Source organism: Bacteroides fragilis (genome assembly GCF_019583405.1).
Taxonomy (GTDB): domain Bacteria; phylum Bacteroidota; class Bacteroidia; order Bacteroidales; family Bacteroidaceae; genus Bacteroides; species Bacteroides fragilis_B.
Genome location: NZ_SZUU01000008.1, coordinates 171748 through 188446, shown reverse-complemented (window position 1 = coordinate 188446; position 16699 = coordinate 171748). Strand labels below are relative to the sequence as shown.

Here is a 16699-nt window from a genome sequence, read left to right as displayed (position 1 = left end):
ATTCGGGATTATTCTACATATCGGGTTTCGGAGGGTAAAGATACACCATTTTCATTAAAGGCCTCCACGGCGAAATAATAATCCTGGTCGGTGGTCAGAGATTTCATCAGCAACTCGGTGCCGTCGTATACCATCCACGAACTGTACAACTTATCGGGAGCGATGCCCCAGAGCACATTGTACCCCTGCGCACCTTTCACTGGTTCCCAACGGATGGTGATGTCCCGCCGGTCGGCATGCCGGTCCAGGGTCAGTTTGCCGGGACGGCGGGGAGCTTTGCCGAAGCCGAGGCCGAATACGCGCAACTCGGAGATAGCAAGATTCGGAGTGGGTACGTCGATGTTCCTATACCGGACGTAACGCACCGTGGCCGGAGTTTCAAGCTCCACATAGTCATTCGGTGTGTCCTTATAACTGCTTTTGCGGTCAACCAGCGTATTCCAGGTCTCTCCGTCGGTAGAACCCTCGATGACGTAGCGATGGCGCAAGCCGGGAATCCGGCCGTACATATCGCTCCGATAGTCGTGATAGTTCACCTGCACGGCACAAACGCGGGCAGGGTTCTCCAGATCGATCATCACCCACTGACGTTCATCGTTCGCCTCAGCAAGCCAGAAGGTCTTGGTCAGCTCGTCCGTCAGCGCGGCAGGTCCAAATCCGCCTTTCACGGCAGACGCTGTCACCGGTTTGCGGTAAGACAGGAGCATCCATCCCCGGAACCGGCCCCTCTTGCCGGGCACAGCGGGGGCATAACGTGGATAATCTCCGAAACGGGTATCTACGTACATGATGCCGTCTTTATCGAATCCGGCAGGGAACATGCAGAGGCGGCGTTCCCAGTTGACATTGATGGAAAGGGCCATCGAAGCAAAATGCCAGTACGCTCCGCCGGGGCCCTGGACCGTGCTTCCGTGTCCGGCACCGTTCATGTATCCGCCCGGTTTATACGACACGGGGTTGTGTTTCTGATAGGTGTAAGGCCCCATCGGATGATCGGCTACATAAACGCCGTCGGCATAGACATTGAACTCAGTGCCGGGAGCACCATACTGCATATAATATCTCCCGTTGTGCTTGGTCAGCCACGGGCCTTCGATATAACCTCTCAGAACCGTGTCGCTGTGGTTCTCGCCGAAACGTTCCCAACCGTGGCGGAGCATGTCGAGGCTGAAAAGCTCTTTCACCTCTCCTTTGGGAAGAAAGCGGTGATTCTTGTCCAACTCCACTCCCCGGATGGGATAGACATTGGACGATCCCCAGAACATATAGGCCCGGCCGTCATCGTCGATAAACAGGTCCGGATCCTGCAGGTTATGCAAGATGGCGGGGGTGGCTTTCCATTCTCCCCGCTTCGGGTCGTCGGAGTAAAGGATACTCATCGAACCGGACGGATCGCCGGTGACGTAGAGCACAGAGTCTTTGTAGTTATGGGCGGCGGGGGCGTTGCTTCCCTGCGGATACCAGTTTTTGGGAGTGATAAAGTCCCAGTTCAGCAGATCCTTAGAATGCCAGTAACCATTGGAGCGGGTGACGAACATATAGTATTCGCCGCGGAACCTGACCACCGCTGGATCGGCACCGGAACGGTAAGAGATGTCCTTGTCGGAATTATAGATCATATATGTATAATCTATGTTCAGCGGGTTGCAGTAGGTATCCTGCCGCATGTCCTGTGCGGGAGCAAGAGCCGGGGACAGGAAGAGGAGTAAAAGGAGAAATAGCTGTTTCATGGTTGTAACGGTATGTTTTCACCACAGAGTAACACAGAGTCTCACAGAGAAGTTTTTTCTTTTTAGAAATCCCATTAATAAAAAATCAAAACTCTGTGAGACTCTGTGTCACTCTGTGGTGAACCTTTATCTTATTTATTTTGATTCTGAACTGAACCCCAGTCTCTTCAGCCCTCTCTGCACATCAGGATGGCTCATGAATAGTTTCCAGATCAGCCCCGTGCGGTAATTCTCAATCATCACCACAATAGGGCCCTGGTCGATGGCCAGATAAGAAGGTGCAAACCAGTTCTCGGTTAGGTTGAAGGAATCCTTGAAGCCGTATTCTCCCCAAAGGCGGTCGCCCAGCTCTTCGTAAAAGTAACGCATAGCTTCCAGAGAATGTTCCGGGGTATAAGGAATAGAAGAGATGGCCGCGGTCGGAGTGATCACTCCCAGATCGTTCTGCGGACAATGCGCCGAGTAGCCCAGATGGTTGTCACTTGCCGTCAGTCCCCAGCATTTGCGGCTGTACCCTTTGTACTTCTTCGGGTTGTCGATGCAATAGGCACGGTTGATCAGGGTATGCGCCTTCATCTGCTCGCCATAGTCGGCATAGCGGTCTTTAAGCCCGCGCGGGTCGAGTCCGAGGTAAGAGTAATGGGTGAAGAAGAGCGGTCCGCCAAAGTCGGTGCCCAGCGGCAGACGGATGCCGTAGAACTCCTTCCCGTTCTTAAAGGTGATCGAGTTGGCCCATCCTTTATGATAGACCGATTCGCGGATGGGATAAGTAGGTGAAGAGGCAGCCAGCACATAGGCTATGTGGCACTCGTTCTGCCCTTTCAGCTGATGATTCATTGCCCAGCCGTTATTGGGTGACCAGTGCCAATAGAGCACATCTTCACCTCCACGGGTGAACCAGTCCCACTCGGCCTGATGCCAGAGGGAGTTGATGAGTCCCCGCACCCGGTTTTCAGTGGGGGTATCCCGGTCGAAGTACTGATGGGCTGCCAGCAGTCCTTCGAACATGAAGGCGGATTCTACCAGGTCGGCACCATCATCCTTACGGCTGAAGGGGATTGTCTTTCCGGTTGCACCGTCCATCCAATGTGCCCAGATGCCGTGATAGCTGTCGGCTTTGTTGAGGAACTCCACCATCTTGAGCAGACGTTCCGCTCCTTGCTCACGGGTGATGAAACCACGCTCCACTCCGACTATAATTGCCATCACGCCAAAGCCGGAACCGCCGATCGTCGCAACTTCCAGACGGTCGTTGCTGCGCTCACGCGCCAAGCCGGATTCGGGATGGGCAAAATCCCAGAAATAACGGAAGGTTTGTTTCTGGACAAGGGTCATCAACTCGTCGTCGGTCAGTTTCGGACGATTGCCTGCAACGGTGGTCTGCAACGAGGAGGCACAGATCAGAAGAAGAAATAATAGGGTATGTTTCATAATGTTTCAAAATCTTATCCCCCGGCCCCTTCTCTTAACCTTTAAGAGAAGGGGAGGTGGCTGCGCGGTGGAGATACGGCGTTCCGCCGTCGAAAGGGGACTGTGTCCCCCTTGCCCTTGTGGGGATTCCGCAGTGCAGAGGGGATGGCGGCCTCCGCCCCCCCCCAAAGGACGGTGGGGAGGACACCGGGTGTAATCATGGAATTGATAGTATTGGAATGATTCTATTTAAATGAACTGGTTATATATATACTTTTTAATTGAATGTGAACATAAAGTCGGGGTGAACATAAAGTTGAAATGGACGCAAACCCAGGAGTGGACGCAAACCCAAACACAAGCACAAACTTAGAAGTAAGTACAAGGCCGAAAGAAAACCTACCTTTCCTCTCTCACCCAGCTCTGCCTGCTCCCCACTGCCCTTCGGGGCGGCGGAGGCCGCCATCTCTACTGCACTTCGGAATCCCCACAGGGGCAAGGGGGACGCAGTCCCCTTTCGACGGCGGAACGCCGTATTTCCATCGCGCAGCCTCCTCCCCTTCTCTTAAAGGTTAAGAGAAGGGGCCGGGGGATGAGATTTTGAGAACCCCTTGCGAAATATCCACCTGTTTCTGCGGAATGAAGAACGTAGCATGCTTTGCTATCGAGAAGTTTGTCTTCCCGTGTGCCTTCATCATCTTCTCCGCATAGCCCGGCACCACCTTATCCGCACGGATCAGGTCGAAGAAACGGTGTCCCTCCAAAGCCAGCTCGATGCGGCGCTCGTTCCAGATGATCTCGCGGAGCTTCTCTTTACCGGTTTCCGTAATCTCGGGCAATCCCACTGTCATATCCGCCGGATGTACTGTTCTGCGGGCACGTGCGCGCACCATCTCCAGTTTGTCGAGGGCTTCCCGGGTTTCACCCAATTCATTGCAGGCTTCGGCATACATCAGCAGCACATCGGCATAACGCAGAAAGATCAGGTGACAATTCTGTTTGGCAAACGAGTTCTCGTTCCAGTAACCGATAGGCCAGATGGTCTTTTTGTTGGCACGGGGCGGCACTTCTTTCTTGAAATGAATCTCGCCCTTTCCCTCCAATGTCTCTCCATCGTAGAAAATGGTTGCCGTGCGTCGGGGATCTCCCGCTTCATAGGCTTGGTCGAGAGCTTCGGAAGGAGAGAACATCCCCCAGCCCATCTCACCGCGAATGCCCTGCCATTTCACATACTCCGACTCGAGGTTGCGTTCGGTCGATTCGCCCCAGAGGTATTGGTCGGCGAGCATCACTTCGTCCGAATAGTAAGAGTTCGGATTGAACAGGTCGCGATAATCCGGGTGCAGGCCGTACTCGCCGCGGGCAATCACCTGACCGGTGTATTTCTTCACGTTGGCATAGTCCTGGCGGAAGAGATATACCTTGGCCAGTAATCCTTCGGCCGTTCCCTTGGTGGCGCGTCCCGACTCTTTCGCACCCCACTCCTGACGGGTAGGTAGATGCTCGGCTGCATAGGTAAGGTCTTCGATGATCTGTTGATAGACGGCATCTTCGGTTGCCCGGGGCTGGTTGTATTCGCCGGGCTGCAACACCTTCGTCACCAAAGGCACCCCGCCGAAAGCACGTACGAGATTGAAGTAGAAGAATCCCCGGAAAAAGCGGGCCTGAGCAACACACTTCACCCGGAGTTCTTCGTTCTTCACCGCGCCCAGATTGTCCAGAGCCACATTACACGAAGCGATAGCTTTATAATTGCCTTCCCACCAGCCGTTGATCTCGGCGGTAGAGGCATCGTAACTAAAATCGTTGAACAGGTTCAGCCGTGCCACACTGCCGTCGGCCAGCTCACTGCCCGTATCGGAGTTGTCGCCGGGCAGCTCGGTGATGGCAAACCATGAGAACCCGATGATGTCCCACGCCCGAAGTTGGGTATAGATGGCGTTAATACTCATCAACGCGCCTTCTTCTTCGCCGAAGAAGACATCTTCGGTCAGCTTTCCCTGCGAATCTACATCGAGGAAATCGGCACAGGAAGAAAGGGTCAGTGCCGAAGCCAGTAATATTGAATATATCTTTTTCATTGTAATGGTTTTGGGTTCACCACAGATTACACAGATTTTCACCGATTAATAATTATTTCATTGGTAATAAGATTAAAGTATCCGTGTTAATCGGTGTAATCTGTGGTGAATCGTATTCATGTCTATATCATTTAATATTAGAAAGTAACGTTCAGCCCGAAGCGGCAGGTAGCCGTCACCGGATAGATCTGGCGGTCGATTCCGCCCAGTACTTCGGGTGTGAAGCCGTTATAGCCGGTGAAGTAGGCCAGGTTGTTGCCGGAGAAGTATACTCTCAGGTTCTGCACGGATACCTTCTGCATCCATGACTTCGGGAAGGTATATCCCAACTCGACTGTTTGCAGCTTCACGTACGAACCGCTCTCTACGTAGCGGCTCGACACCTGATAGTTGTTGCCTTCCAAGGTCATTCGCGGTGTCATGGTATTCGGGTTTTCGGGTGTCCAGCGGTCGAGGAAGGAGCGGTCCCAGTTGTCCGAACCGGAGAAGCGTTCTACCTGCTTGGCATTGAATATCTTGTTTCCGAAGTTGCCTTGGAAGTCGATAGAGAGGTCGAATCCTTTCCAGGAAGCACTGATGCCCAGACCGCCGATGAACTTGGGAGTGGGGCTGCCCAGATCCTTACGGTCGTTGGCGGTGATGTATCCGTCACCGTCCACGTCTTCGTATATCAGGTCGCCGGGACCTACGTTGTTCTGATACTGTTGTCCGGAATTTCCGGTGGCAGCGGCGGCACGCTCGTTGTACTCCTTGATCTGCGCTTCGTTCTGGAAGATGCCGATCACGTTGTAACCATAGAAATATTTAATCGGCTTTCCTTCTTCGGTCATCTGTACGGATTTTCCGGCACCGATGTCACCACTGGCAATGCGTTTGCCGCCCAGGCTGATGACTTCGTTTTTGATGGTCGTTCCTGTCAGACGGATACCGTACCGGAAGTCTTTCAGCGAATCTTCCCATTTCACGGTAAAGTCCACACCGCTGTTGCGCACCGCCCCTACGTTTGTTTCTACCGGGGTGAGGCCTACGGAAGCCGGTACATCCACCGTCACCAGCATGTCTTTCGTATCGCGGCGATAGTAATCCAGTTCCAGTGAAAAGCGGTTGTTCAGCAGTCCGAGGTCGAAACCGAGGTCCATCTGCTCCGAACGTTCCCAATGGATGCTCCGGTTGGAGAGTGACGTGATGGTTCCGCCGGGATAGAACACGCCGCCAAACACGGCATCGTAAGACGGAGAGATATTGGCAAGCGCACGGTATTTGTCGTTACCTATTTTATCATTACCGATCTGTCCCCAGCTTCCTCTGAGCTTCAGGTTGCTCAGCCATTGCACGCGGTCTTTCAGGAATGCTTCTTCCGAGATCCTCCATCCGGCAGCCACTGAGGGGAAGTAGCCCCAACGGTTGTTGGGACCGAACTTAGACGAACCGTCGGCACGGACCGAAGCCGTCAGCAGATAGCGGTCCATTAGCGCATAGTTGGCCCGGAAGAGGTAAGACATCATTGTTTCGTGGTATCCGTTGTTGGCCACCGACTTGGAGCTGGCCGAAGCCTGGTCGAGATACCAGTAGTTTTCGTTATCGGAGAAGAAGTCGCGTCCGGTGCCTTCCAGCAATTCATAAACACGCTTCTGCGCCGTGATACCTCCCAAGAGGTTGAGCCGGTTCTTGTCATTGATCTTCCAGTCATAAGTCAACAGGTTCTCCCACAGCCAGGTGAAGTCGCGGTCCCAGGTTTTGGAGAGGCTGTTGGTTTCGTTCTTCTGTGTTTCCGAAACGTAGTATTTCGGCACGAAATTGCGGCGGCGTCCGTTGATGTAGTCGATGCCGAGGCTGGTTTTAAAGTCGAGCCCGTTCAGGATATTCCAGTTCAGGAAGGCGCTGCCCACGATGCGTTCTTTCCAGTCGTCATTGTTTGTATAATGGAGTGTAGCGACGGGATTGGCGGAAGAAGCGCTTTCGGAATCCATGAAACTTCCGTCCTCATTGTAGGGACGCTTCACGGGACTGATGGTGTAGGCGGCTTTCACCACCGCGCTGTTTTCGTTTTTCTTATGGCTGAAAGAGGCCGACAGGTTGTGCCCGATGGTCAGTCGTTTGCTGATCTTGTAGCTATTGTTGGCACGCAGGGTGAAGCGGTTGTAGGTGTTTCCGGTGATGATGCCGTCCTGCTGGTAATATCCAGCGCTGAGGTTGTAGCGCACCTTCTCCGATCCGCCGCTGACGCTGAGCTGATAGTCGCGTACGGAAGCCACACGGAAGATTTCGTCGAACCAGTTGGTTCCTTTGCCCAGTGAAGCAGGGTCGTCAAACTTGGGTTTTCCGCCCGTGTTGACCAGTGCTTCGTTCAGCAGCGTGGCATATTCGGTGGCATTGGCCATCTCGAAGCTGCTGTTGTTGAACTGGAATCCTTCGCTGGCCGTAAAGTTCACCACCACTTTTCCTTCCGTCCCCTGCTTGGTGGTAACGATGATTACACCGTTGGCACCGCGCGAACCGTACATGGCGGTTGCCGAAGCGTCTTTCAGCACCTCCATCGACTCGATGTCGTGTGTGCTCAGGAAAGAGATGTCGTCCATAAACATTCCGTCCACCACATAAAGGGGGTTGCTGTTATTCGTTGTACCGATACCGCGGATACGCACTTCGGGCGAGCTTCCGGGAGCACCGTTGGCTGAGATATAGACACCGGAGACACGTCCCTGAAGGGCATTCGCCACATTGGGAGTGGCTACTTTCGTAAGGTCTTTACTCTTCACCGTGCCTACCGAACCGGTCAGATCGGATTTGCGTTGCACGCCGTAACCGACTACAACTACTTCGTCCAACAGCTGATTGTCCTCTTCAAGAGAGATATTCAGCTTTGAAGAGGCGGTTACCTTGACCTCCTGTGCTTTCATGCCGATGTAACTGAAAACAAGAGTGGCGCCCGACGGGACACCTGAAATAGAATAGTTGCCGTCAAAGTCCGTGATAGTTCCGGACGATTGCCCTTTCAGTAGGATACTGGCGCCAATGATAGGCTCTCCTGTTTTCTTCTCGGTGACAACACCCGAGATGGTCAGGCTGCCTTGCGCAAAAGAAAGCGTAGAAAGCAGCAACATCATACATAGGGTAAACAGATTTTTTTTCATCGTTTTGGTACTGATTTAAAATTCTACTGCAAACTTAGAAGGTAAATTGATGTAAGTCAAAAAAAGGGGTACTACAAGAGTACCATGAAGAAAAAAACGGGATTTCCGGAGTACTGCATCCCTACTACAAAGTGATATAATTAATTAATATTCAATAAAATAAAAATAGGTTTCAGGAAAGGAAATGAAACGGTTGGGAGGGGTCGAGGCTATTCAGTTTAGAATTCACCACAGAGTACACAGAGGACGCAGAGTTTTAATTTAGACAGAAGAACCAGAGGGCATATTATTCTGATCTGTTCTTTATCTGTTCTTATATCTGAAAACAGATAGAGCGCAGCTGATTAATCTCTGTGTCCTCTATGTCCTCTGTGGTGAATCATATTTATTTCTATATCCGCTATGAAGTATTTACGCTATAGACTTTAATAGAAGAGAGAATCTTTCCGTTTACTATATTCTAAGATAAAAATAATAGACTTGTCTGGTTTAGGAACGGATTCTTTCCGGATGAAATAGACGGGTAGTGAAAGAGAGGAAAGCAGCTCTTCATTTTGCATCAATTTAAGAGCAAATTTTCTTTTTATAGAATGTTACAACTAATTACCAATAGTCATTTGGAGTCATTTTATCTCTTAAAAATTGAGATCACGATCTCAATTTTTCGTCGTCAAGACGATGTCTTCGTGAGATCACGACGACGATATATAGGCATCTAAATGACATTTTTGCAATTTTCCTGTTTTGTACAAAAAAGAAACCGCTACAAGTAGCGGTTTCCTAAATAATAATGTAAATATGAATGAGTTGATTTTAAGTTTTTTTAAGTCTGGATTTTATTGTGACGGAGATTAAAGTTAGGTTTATCTTATAATTCTACAAAGATAAAACAATAAATTGAAAATGCAATCTTATTTTCTATATTATTCATGCGAATCAGTAATTGATAGCCAATTAACGTACTGGGAATATCTATAGAAGGAAAGAGTTGAATAGTCGCTTGATTCACCACAGAGTTGCACAGAGCCTCACCGAATTTTTATCTTTGGTTTATAGGATATTTGAAAGAAAAAGCTTTTCTATGAGATTCTGTGCCCTCTGCGGTAAACTCTTATTCACAGTTTCATTTCCTCAGCAAGAATCTTGCCTTTTTCACATCCCGGCTATTTCCGCCGATCATTACATCGAAGTCGCCCGGTTCGCAAACAAATTGCAAATCATAATTATAGAACTTCAACAATTCCGGTGTGATGCTGAAACTGACTTTGCGGGACTCTCCGGCTTTAAGGAAAATCTTCTCGAAACCTTTCAGCTCCTTCACCGGACGGGTGACACTGCCCACCAAGTCACGGATGTAGAGCTGCACCACCTCTGCACCGTCGCGACTGCCGGTATTGGTGACGGTAACGGTTGCCGTCAGTTCTCCGTCGGCGCTCATCTCTGTGCTGCTCAGGTGGATATCGCTGTAAGCAAACGTTGTGTAAGACAATCCGTAACCGAACGGGTAGAGCGGCTCGTTGCTCACATCGAGGTAATTGCTGCGGAACTTCTCGAACCAACGTCCTTCCTGCAACGGGCGACCGGTATTCTTATGATTGTAGAACAATGGGATTTGACCCACATTTTGCGGGAAAGTAGCGGTCAACTTTCCACTGGGATTGACATCACCGAAAAGGACATCGCCAATGGCATAAGCGGCTTCACTCCCTCCGAACCACACGTTCAGGATGGCAGGCACGTGTTCCTCCTCCCAAGTAAGCACCAGTGGGCGGCCGGTGAAGAGTACGAGCACAACGGGTTTTCCTGTTTTGAGCAATTCCTGCAACAGCGCTCTCTGCACGTCCGGCATTTCCAGATTGGTGCGGGAGCTGCTCTCTCCACTCATCTCGGATGATTCGCCCAGCGCGGCGACAATGACATCGGCTTTGGCAGCCACTTTCAGTGCCTCGTCCAGGAGCTCGCGATCCGTACGGTTATCTCTGTGCAGTTCGCGTCCGAACATCGTGGCGCGCTTTTCATATTCGGCATCGCCTATCAGATTACTTCCTTTGGCGGTTACCACCTCCGCACGATTACCGACTACTTCTTTGAGCCCTTCGACCAGCGAAGGAGCATTATCCAGTACGGCAGCCACGCTCCAGGTGCCCGGCATGTTGGAACGGGTATCGGCAAGCGGACCGACTACGGCAATGGTGCCCTTCTTGCTGAGTGGCAACACACCTCCGTTTTTCAACAGTACAAAGCTCTCCGAAGCCGTCTTACGGGCAACGGCACGATGTTCCTTGGTGAAAATCTGTTTCTTGGGACGGCTTACGTCACAATACTTATAAGGATCGTCAAACAGTCCCAACTTATACTTTGCTTCCAGAATGCGGCGGCAGGCGGCGTCGATGGCAGTTGCCGATACTTTGCCTTCTTCCACCGATTTCTTCAGTGTACCGCTGAAGGCGTCGCTCACCATATCCATATCGACCCCGGCATTCAGAGCAAGGGCGGCAACTGTCTGCTGGTCACCCATACCGTGATCGATCATCTCGTTGATACCGGTATAGTCCGTCACCACGAATCCGCCGAAATCCCACTGCTTGCGCAGCACATCGGTCATCAGCCATTTGCTGCCGGTGGCGGGCACACCGTCCACTTCGTTGAACGAGGCCATCACGCTTCCGACACCTGCCTCGACCGCGGCTTGGTAGGGCAGCATGTATTCATTAAACATACGCTGGCGGCTCATGTCTACCGTATTATAATCACGTCCCGCCTCAGATGCGCCATAAAGGGCAAAGTGCTTCACACAAGCCATTATCTCGTCATTACGGCTCATGTCCTTTCCCTGATACCCGCGTATCATGGCACGGGCGATGGCAGCACCGAGGAACGGGTCTTCGCCGTTCCCCTCGGACACACGTCCCCAGCGCGGGTCACGGCTGACATCCACCATCGGACTGAATGTCCACGAGATACCGTCGGCACTGGCCTCGATGGCGGATATACGGGCGGACTCCTCAATGGCTTTCATATCCCAGGTGCACGACAAGCCGAGAGGAATAGGGAAAATGGTTTCGTATCCGTGGATCACGTCCATACCGAACAACAGGGGAATACCGAGACGGCTCTCCTCCACCGCCTGCCGCTGGACCTCACGGATGCGTTCTACCCCTTTCAGGTTGAACAGTCCCCCTACTTCTCCGTTACGGATGCGTTTGGCCACATCACTGCTTTTTGCCTGTCCGGTAGTGATCTCCCCGGTCACGGGCAGGTTGAGCTGGCCGATCTTCTCCTCCAGCGTCATCTTTTTCATTAACTGGTCGATAAAGCGGTCCATATCCCGGGGAGCCTTTTGCGCCTGTACCCCGGCGGCCACTATGACCAAAGAAGCGGCGAATGCCTGCATTCTTCGTACAAAATGTTTCATGGTCTTTACAGTTTTAGTATCTATTTATGAATTTCCGACTTTGCAGGTACAAATAAAGCGAATCTCCGGCAAATGCCTTCCATTTATCCATACGGCAAGAATACTACAAACCCGAAAAAACAAAAAAAGAAGTACTGCATTAGTACTTCTTTTCACATCAATCATTTAATTTCCAACTACTTGAAGGAGATCATAAAATCCGTCAGGCTGCTCTCCGGAGGAAGCCCCAACTTCTTGCGCAGACGATAGCGGGCAGCGTCGACACCCCTTACGGAAATGTTCATCAGCTTCGCAATCTCCTTCGTCGGCAGGTTGAGCCGGAGCAGCGCGCACAGGCGCAAATCGCCGGAAGTCAGGTCAGGGAACTTTTCTTTCAGGTTCCGGAAGAAATTCTCGTGTATCCGGTCGAAGTTGGACTGGAACATATTCCAGCTCTCTTCGTCGGAGACAATATTCTGATTGATCATCGAAAGCAGCTTATCCAGGTTCTTGCGGGTATATTGCCCGGAGAGTTTCTGCTGCTGCAATTCCTCTTTCAGCGAGCTCAGGAACTCCTGATGCGCGATGTTGGTCATCACCACGCCCGAAAGCTCTTTGCTCTTGAAGCGGAGATCGGCCTCGAGTTGCTCCTTCTCCAGTGCCATGATCTTCTTTTCCTGCTGCTCTATCTCTGCTTTATGGTGCGCACGCTGACGGTCGATGACGGCATCTTTCTTCTTCTTGGTATAGACGTAGACCCCATAAAGGAGTCCCAGCAGAAATGCCAGCCCGGAGAGAGCGTAAACGGCAATGGCTACGTACGAAAGATACCAGGGACGCAGGATACGGAAAGGCAGTTCGACAGCAGAAACCACCCCGCCGTCATCGTACACCTCGGCACGGAAGCGATAAGAACCGAATGGTAGCCGGGTAAAGTCTTTCCGCAAATCGGGAAGTCCCTCGATCCACTTGCCGGACAACCCCTCGAGGCGGTAACGCACATGAAACGCAAAATCATTGTAAACGGGATAGGCAAGAGAGATGCCTACATTGTTGAAAGCGGGGGCTATCTCATCATCTCCCGAAACCGGAAGTTGCAGCCGCTCGCCCGTCTGCTCGTTGAATGCCGAAAAGCCGGAGATCCATAAAGACGGTTGCTCACGAGACTTGTACAGCCCGGTGCTGTCGGCAGCGATACGGGCAAAGGAGTTATTGAGGCAGAGGTAAGAGCAATCATTCCGCTTGTCGTATACCATCCGGGCCAGCCCCTCGATGGGAAGGTTGCCAAACATGGAGAAGGGTATTCTCCGCTCCACCTTAAAGTCGTTCACGGTACATCTCACCAGACAGGCCTCGCGGTCGCTGAGAAACCAGTACAGATCGCCTTTCATGGCGGTGACGGTGTGGATATCCCGGAGTGCGGCCAACTGTTCGTTCATCGCTTTGTAGGGAATAATGGAATCCGCCATGTCGTCATAAGTGTAGAAGTTCCGCCCGTCTGAGAAGGCGACACGTCCGTTTACCTTGAAAAGGTAACAATGCCCGCCCGGATTCCCCGACAGAGAGTCGTACTGCTTTAGCTCCGTCACCTGCTTCAACGCTTCATCGAGACGCACCCGGTAAAGCCCCTTGCGCATGTGCTGCACCCAGATGTTGCCGTGAGGATCCACTTCGATGTTCTTTGCCATGTGGCTGAAGTTGCGCACCGAATTGGAGAAGTACCACTCACCGGCAGCATTCTTCTTATAAATATTCAGATAAGTGTAGGTACCTTGTATCAGGAGCTCTTCCCCACCGATCTGCGCCTGCCGCATACACATAGCTCCCCGTACGTCGGAAAGAAGCCGGGCCTGCATGCCTTTAATCTGGAAAGTACCTTTATTGTGTCCGCAAAGCACCTGGTCGCCCCATTCGCCGATGGTCCATGCCTGCTCTTCGAGTCCCGGAACCAGTTCCAGGAGGTTGTCTTCAAGCCGGTACAACCCTTGGTTGGAAGCGATATAGGCATCCTTTTCGCGTACCAGCACGTCATACACCATTCCAACCTTGCGACGCACCGGCTCGAAATGATAAATCAGAGAATTGTTGCGCACGTAGGCAATGCCGTTGTCGAGGGCTGTCCAGATATTATTGTCTATATCGCAATACAGTCCCAGGACGGTGTTATTCTCCAACTGATTGTCAGCGTTCTCTTTCCAGAGCAGGCGCCCTTCTTTACTGAAGGCATACAGCCCGTTGGAGATAGTTCCTATCACGTAACAAGAGTCTTTCGTCATCACTGCCCGATTGACAGTATGGCGTTTCAACTCCTCATCACAATCCGTATGCCAGGGACGAATGCCGGAGGAGATATAAAGATACCCACCACTGTTACGGGTCAGCAACAACATTCCACCGGAATAGGGCAAACCTGCCAGTACGTCGCTGTTGCCCAACTCCTGTCGGGAGATCAACGGAGTAAACCTATCACCCGTAAAGACACAAACACCTGCATTGATCAGTTGGGAATAAACCGTATCCCCTACCCGGAACAGATTCAGGGGCAGTTCATGGCAGCGGACTCCTTTCGTCGTCGTGCCATCGTATATGAAGTATGAACCGAATGACTGGAAGACGATATTCCCTCCCTGCTCCACGATAGTCCATATCTCGTCATTGTGAAAATCGAACCCTTTCACCTGATCTTTCAGGGAATGATATTCCAGCAAGTTCAGGTCATTCTCTTCAAAATAACCGAACTCCTCGAACGATCCGACGTAGATACGCCCGTCGGAAGCCACGTAAACGGCACGCACAATGCCCGACGCCGGCAAAGGAAACAGCTTCCACCGGCTTCCGTCATACCGGAGCAGTCCGCTATTGTTGCCAAAGTACATGACGCCCCGCCCGTCCTGCGCAACGGCCCAGTTTTCGTTACCGGCATTATAGTCGAGGACAGAATAATTACGGACAATAGGTGAAAAAGGGACAGGGTTGCCCCGGCAAGGGAGAGAAAGAGTACAAACAAAAACAAGGAACAATAACAGATTCTTCATCAGTCAGTCGTCTTTAGAAAAATTCTTTGTGCGGAAAAAGCAGAGCTATCTTATCGGACGTTGATAGTTTGTTTTCACCACAGAGGACACAGAGTAACACAGAATGAGTTTTAAGTCATTGATTATCGATGTTGATAATCCGTGAAAGTCAGTGTAATCTGTGGTGAAAAGACTTTTGACACAGCCCCATTTATTATTTCTTTACCGGAGCACTCAAAGTTTCTTTGTATTTGACCGGATCGGCCAATATCTTGAGAGCGGCTTGCAGCCCATCGTCATCCTTCAATTGCTGGATGATCCCTCCACGTGTATAGTAGTAACGCTTGATGATCTCATCGGCAATCATCGACTTGATGTCTTTTGAGAAGTAATCAAGATCGCGGTCCAGATTATGAGTCAGTTTCTTCTCCAGAGCCTTGATCTCCTCCGATGCTTCATCCAGATACCCTTCGAACTTGGCAGCTTCTTTCAGCGTCTTCATGATCTTCTCACTCTGCTGGTCATACTTGAAGTCGGCTTTCTTCACCATTGCCTTGAAAGCGTTATAGTCGGCATCGGTTACCTTGAACTCCTGCGGAGAAGGGATGGACGGATGCTTCAGGCAGTACTGCGTTGCATAATCGAAGATCAGGTTATCGCGCACCAGATAGAAGAGGATATTAGGCAACTTTTCCTGTTTCACTTCGATATCCGGCATCACACCTCCACCGTCGCGAACTTCACGTCCGGCTGCCGTATGGAATACGGTAGTCAGGCTGTCGGGGATGATGCCTACACTGCCGTCCTCATTGCGGTGTTTATAATCGATGGCTTGTACGCAACGTCCGCTGGGGATATAATACTTAGAGGTCGTGAGTTTCATCACACCTCCGTAAGGCAACGGACGGGTAGTCTGCACCAATCCCTTTCCAAACGTACGGCTCCCTACAATCACGGCTCGGTCGAAATCCTGAAAAGCTCCCGAAAGGATTTCGGATGCGGAAGCAGTACCTCCGTTTACCAATACGGTAATAGGAATATCGAGATCCAGCGGTTCACGCAATGTCTTATACGTATTGCTGGCCTGCTTGGTCTTTCCTTTAGTAGTCACGATCACCTTGCCGCGAGGCAAAAAGAAATTGGCAATCTCTACCGCTTCTTCCAGGCGTCCGCCACCGTTTCCGCGCAGGTCGATCACCAACGAGGTGATGCCCTCTTTCTTCAGTCTCAGGAATGTCTTCTTAAAATCTTTGGAAGGAGTACCGGAGAAGGTGCTCAGATTGATATAACCTACATTCTTATTAAAGATGGTATCGTAAGGAATCATCGGAGTCTGGATGGTTTGACGTACAATATTAAACTCCAACGGCCGGGTGCCACCCTTTTCGTCCGGACGTTCTACCTTCAACTTAAAGCTCGTGCCTACTGCACCCCGAAGCATCTGGCTCACCTCTTGGTTGTTTTTTCCCGCCAGATCTTTTCCGTCTATCTCCATCAGGATATCGCCTGCCTTCAGTCCGATTTTAGCAGCAGGGGTTCCTTCAAAAGGCTCGGCTATCATCGAACGTTTCAGTTTCTGGTTGTACGTGATTAAAGATCCGATACCTCCGAACGAGGCGTTCAACATCTGTTGCAGTTCAGCTTGGTCGTCCTCCGGATAATATTCCGTATACGGATCGAGTGACGAGAGCATATAGTCGATCCCCTCACGAACCGTCTTATTCGGATCGAGCGTATCTACGTAAAACATATCGAGTTCTTTGACGATAGAATTAAAGGTATCCAGATTCTTAGCAATCTGGAAATTGCGGTCGTCACCGCTCTTGAAACTAAAGAATGCTACGACAACCAACGCGGCTGCCAACAGGACACCATTTCGTCTATTCAGAAACTTTTTCATACACTTTTCGTTAAAATGAGACGTAAAAGTAACTCA

Annotated in this window: 7 protein-coding genes; all 7 read right to left on the bottom strand. The window is 51.0% G+C overall.

All coding sequences use genetic code 11. The annotated features are described in order from the left end of the window. Positions 1 to 8: 8 nt before the first annotated feature. The 7 genes from FDF36_RS16690 to FDF36_RS16660 all read right to left on the bottom strand — a co-directional run bounded on the left by FDF36_RS16690 (position 9) and on the right by FDF36_RS16660 (position 16663). On the bottom strand, positions 9 to 1730 hold the full coding sequence (locus FDF36_RS16690; RefSeq protein ID WP_220392121.1) for a family 43 glycosylhydrolase: 1722 nt from the start codon (positions 1728 to 1730) through the stop codon (positions 9 to 11). 135 nt (positions 1731 to 1865) lie between these two features. Then, the gene (locus tag FDF36_RS16685) at positions 1866 to 3161 is read right to left on the bottom strand and encodes a glucoamylase family protein (protein WP_220392120.1); all 1296 of its coding nucleotides are present in this window, start codon (positions 3159 to 3161) and stop codon (positions 1866 to 1868) included. A 551-nt stretch (positions 3162 to 3712) separates the two neighbouring features. After that, positions 3713 to 5221, bottom strand: coding sequence for a RagB/SusD family nutrient uptake outer membrane protein (locus FDF36_RS16680; RefSeq protein ID WP_220392119.1), 1509 nt, complete (start codon positions 5219 to 5221; stop codon positions 3713 to 3715). A 137-nt stretch (positions 5222 to 5358) separates the two neighbouring features. After that, complete coding sequence (locus FDF36_RS16675) at positions 5359 to 8355, bottom strand: SusC/RagA family TonB-linked outer membrane protein (protein ID WP_220392118.1); 2997 nt, start codon at positions 8353 to 8355, stop codon at positions 5359 to 5361. 1123 nt (positions 8356 to 9478) lie between these two features. Continuing rightward, positions 9479 to 11770: a beta-glucosidase BglX gene (gene bglX, locus FDF36_RS16670; protein ID WP_220392117.1), complete on the bottom strand. Its 2292-nt coding sequence runs from the start codon at positions 11768 to 11770 to the stop codon at positions 9479 to 9481. Positions 11771 to 11946: 176 nt separating this feature from the next. Continuing rightward, positions 11947 to 14784: a hypothetical protein gene (locus FDF36_RS16665; protein ID WP_220392116.1), complete on the bottom strand. Its 2838-nt coding sequence runs from the start codon at positions 14782 to 14784 to the stop codon at positions 11947 to 11949. Between the two features lie 193 nt (positions 14785 to 14977). After that, positions 14978 to 16663 carry a S41 family peptidase gene (locus FDF36_RS16660; RefSeq protein ID WP_193683310.1) on the bottom strand — a complete coding sequence of 562 codons (1686 nt, stop codon included), beginning with the start codon at positions 16661 to 16663 and terminating at the stop codon, positions 14978 to 14980. Between the last annotated feature and the right edge of the window lie 36 nt (positions 16664 to 16699).